Genomic DNA, 3369 nt, shown 5'->3' on the forward strand with positions numbered 1-3369 from the left:
CTTTATGTTTAAAAAAATAATGATTGCCAACCGAGGTGAGATTGCCCTACGGGTACTGCGGGCTGCCAGGGAACTGGGGGTGAAAGTCATTGTAGCCCACAGCGAGGCCGATAGCCAGTCGTTACCCGTTTTGCTAGCCGATGAGGCCATCTGCATAGGGCCGCCCCCTTCTGCCCATAGCTACCTCAACATTCCCAACCTTTTGTCGGCGGCGATCATATCCGGGGCCGAAGCCATTCACCCAGGCTATGGTTTCCTGGCGGAAAACCCGCAGTTCGCCGGAATGTGCCGCGATTACGGGATTGTCTTCATTGGCCCTACCCCCGAGTCCATGCAAAGCCTGGGCTCCAAAGCTGGGGGTCGAGAGATTGCAGCCAGCTCCAGGGTGCCTACCGTACCGGGGACTGGGGTCTTGCAGTCGGTAGAAGAAGCCATCGAAGCTGCCGAGAGAATCGGTTACCCGGTACTCTTGAAGGCCAGTGCGGGGGGCGGAGGCCGGGGCCAGAAGGTGGTGCGCACCTCGGAGGAGATGAAGGCGGCTTTCGCCCAGGCTCAGGTTGAGGCGCAAAACTACTTCTCCGACCCCGCACTGATTCTGGAGAAGTTTGTCGAGCTGTTTCGCCACGTGGAAGTACAGGTGATGGGGGATGGCAAGGGTCATGTGGTTCATGTGGGTGAGCGTGACTGCTCGATTCAGCGTCGTAACCAAAAACTTATCGAGGAGGCGCCCAGCCGCCTGGAGGAGTCCTTGCGCCAGGAGATTCTGGCAGCCGGGGTGCGACTGGCCAAGTATGTCAACTACCAGGGGGCTGGAACCCTCGAGTTTATTGTAGACCCCGATGGTAATTTCTACTTCATGGAGATGAACACCCGCATCCAGGTTGAACACTGTGTCTCGGAGATGATCTCGGGCCTCGACCTGGTTAAGCTCCAGATCAAAATTGCCGCTGGTGAGCCTTTCACCCTCCAGCAAAGCGAAATAGAGTTCAAGGGCCATGCCATTGAGTGCCGCCTCAATGCCGAGGACTACGACAAGGACTTTCGTCCCAGCATCGGCAAGATCGAAACCCTGCACTTCCCTGGCGGCCCTGGCGTACGGGTAGACTCGCATCTTTATGCGGGCTACAGCATACCTCCCAACTATGATTCCCTGGTGGCCAAGCTAATTGTCCACGGCGATAGCCGTGAAGAAGCCATTGCCCGGATGCGTAGGTCGCTGGCCGAGACCGTCATCGAAGGGCCGGGGGTTAAGACCACCGTACCTTTTCACCTCAAGGTTATGGACAATGCGTTCTATAAGCGGGGAGCTATTTTTACCAACTTCGTGACCACCCGCATGTCGGATTGAGGTATGCTACGCTCAGGTAGAGTCCGCACATAGCCTCTCAGTAACATTACGTACTGGACACCATTCCTGAATGACTACGGGCTCATGGGCCGAGTGGATAGTGGGAAGAGACGCTGCGGTCGGGAACCGTGACAGGGTATGACCCACAACGGCGCCGCTTCTAGGCCTTACTCTGTGCCCGGGCATTAATCTTTGGGCTTTAAAACCGTAAACTGGTGACGTCATGTTTTTCTTTGAGCTTCTTGGTAGAGATCCCCTGGCCTATCTGGTCGCGTTTGCCGCAGGCGCTTTTGGCCTGGTCATTCACAACCTATTCCAAGCCTACCTGGCTGACCGTTACCAGGATAGTGAACCCCGCCGCTACGGCTTCCTGACCGCCGAGCCTCGGGTGCATCTGGATGGGCTGGGGCTGATTTTTTTAGCCCTTCTCGGCTTCGGTTTTCCCCGTCTGGTACCCTGGCGGCTTTTTGGTTCCAAAGGAGCCCAGACCGCGCTGATGGGGCCAGCAGGATTTTTTGTGGCAGCCTTTGTCTATATCTTGCTAGGCAGGCTACTGGAGGGGATTGGTCCGGCCACCTCGAGCATTGCCCTGGGCATGCAGGTAGCTGGTTCGTTGATGATTGGTCACGCGGCAGTGTTTTTGTTCCCGGTGCCGCCCCTGGATGGGGCCAGGGTCGTCTATGCCATCGGTAGCGCCGAGGCTCGGCGCTTTATGGATCAGCTTCAGAGCTATGGCTTTGTGGGCTTTTTCCTGGTCTTCCTGGTTTTGAACCTGAGCGGGGTACTACCTGCCATTCGGGCGGGCCTGAGTGGGTTGCTCAATAGCCTTTTTGCGGCAATCGGGTTGTAGATGGGCCTGCTTCCGCTGCTGCAAAGTGACCCGTTGGCCTTTGTGCTGGTGGTGTTGGTCTTGATGGTTTCGCTGGCGCTGCACGAGTGGGGCCATGCCATCACGGCGCTCTGGATGGGCGATCCGACGGCCAAAGAACAGGGTCGTGTAACCCTCAACCCGCTCAAACACCTCGACATCATTGGTTCGGTGATGATCCTGCTGGTGGGGTTTGGGTGGGCCAAACCGGTTCCGATCTATCCGCCCCACTTCCGCAACTACCGGGTAGGACTTTTTATGGTCTCGATTGCCGGTATTGTGATCAATTTGCTCATCGCCACGTCTCTGGCGCTGCTCCTGCGCTGGATGCTGGATATGGGCTACCTGCATAATCCCCCCAGTTTTTTGCAGGTGGTCATTCAAGCAGCAGCCGTAGCGGCCAGTATCAACCTTACACTGGCGGTCTTCAATCTGCTGCCCATTCCGCCCCTGGACGGCTCCAAAATTTTACAGAGCTTCCTGCCACTGCACTGGCACCCTTACATCTGGCGACTCGAGAGCAACCCCACCTATGCCATTGTGGCTTTGTTGTTGTTGCTCACGGTGTTCCGTCAGCCGTTGGGCAGCTTTCTGAGCACGGTGCGTATGCAGTTCTTTAATCTGTTTGGCCTGTAGTTCGGTCAGTGGTCAAGGCCGCTCGCTACTCCCGGCCAAGCCACTCTCGCAAAACCCGCAAGTTATGGGCATCCTCGCGTGCGCCACGGGGGGTTTCCATAATGAAGACCTTATCCTGAAGCCTGGCATCGAGAACAAAATTCCTCAGTTCATCGCCAAGATGTCCTTCGAGCAGATTGGCGTGGTGATCGATCTGTGAACCCCGTTCACCCACCGAGTCGTTGAGGTGAATCACCGGAACCCTATCCAGGCCGATGGCCTGCTCGAGTTCATCCAGGGCTTGCTCGAGCGCGTAGCCTGCTGCGAAAACATGGCAGGTATCAAAGCAAACCCCCAGGGGGGTATCCTCGATCAACTCGGACAGGGTAAGCAGGCTGGCTCCCAGTTTTTCTCCCCCCCCGGCCGTATTTTCCAGCAGCAGCCTGGGCCCATTTTTGTCCAACCCAGCCAGCTCACGGGCTTTGAGGGCGGCGGCCCTGACCTTTCCGGCTGGCCCCGAACCGGGATGCACGACCAC

The 3369-nt window shown here is 57.2% G+C and carries 4 protein-coding genes; 3 read left to right on the forward strand and 1 reads right to left on the reverse strand.

The features are described from left to right. Positions 1–4 precede the first annotated feature (4 nt). From accC to Q0288_RS12285, 3 genes are all read left to right on the forward strand, one after another. Entirely contained in the window at positions 5–1348 is a 1344-nt protein-coding gene (accC, locus tag Q0288_RS12275) for an acetyl-CoA carboxylase biotin carboxylase subunit (protein WP_299430824.1), read from the forward strand. 223 nt (positions 1349–1571) lie between these two features. Further along, entirely contained in the window at positions 1572–2198 is a 627-nt protein-coding gene (locus Q0288_RS12280) for a site-2 protease family protein (protein WP_299430820.1), read from the forward strand. A 6-nt stretch (positions 2199–2204) separates the two neighbouring features. Continuing rightward, the gene (locus Q0288_RS12285) at positions 2205–2852 is read left to right on the forward strand and encodes a site-2 protease family protein (protein ID WP_299430826.1); all 648 of its coding nucleotides are present in this window, start codon (positions 2205–2207) and stop codon (positions 2850–2852) included. 25 nt (positions 2853–2877) lie between these two features. Here Q0288_RS12285 and Q0288_RS12290 read toward each other — a convergent pair. Next, positions 2878–3369 (reverse strand): TIM barrel protein (locus Q0288_RS12290; protein WP_299430822.1); only part of this gene is annotated, 492 nt, incomplete at its 5' end.

The sequence above is a fragment of the uncultured Meiothermus sp. genome (assembly GCF_937863175.1).
Taxonomy (GTDB): Bacteria; Deinococcota; Deinococci; order Deinococcales; family Thermaceae; genus Meiothermus.

Bases quoted from the DNA above. Each gene is read 5' to 3' on its own strand.
- accC (WP_299430824.1), top strand. From the start codon at position 5: ATGTTTAAAAAAATAATGATTGCCAACCGAGGTGAGATTGCCCTACGG.
- Q0288_RS12280 (WP_299430820.1), top strand. From the start codon at position 1,572: ATGTTTTTCTTTGAGCTTCTTGGTAGAGATCCCCTGGCCTATCTGGTC.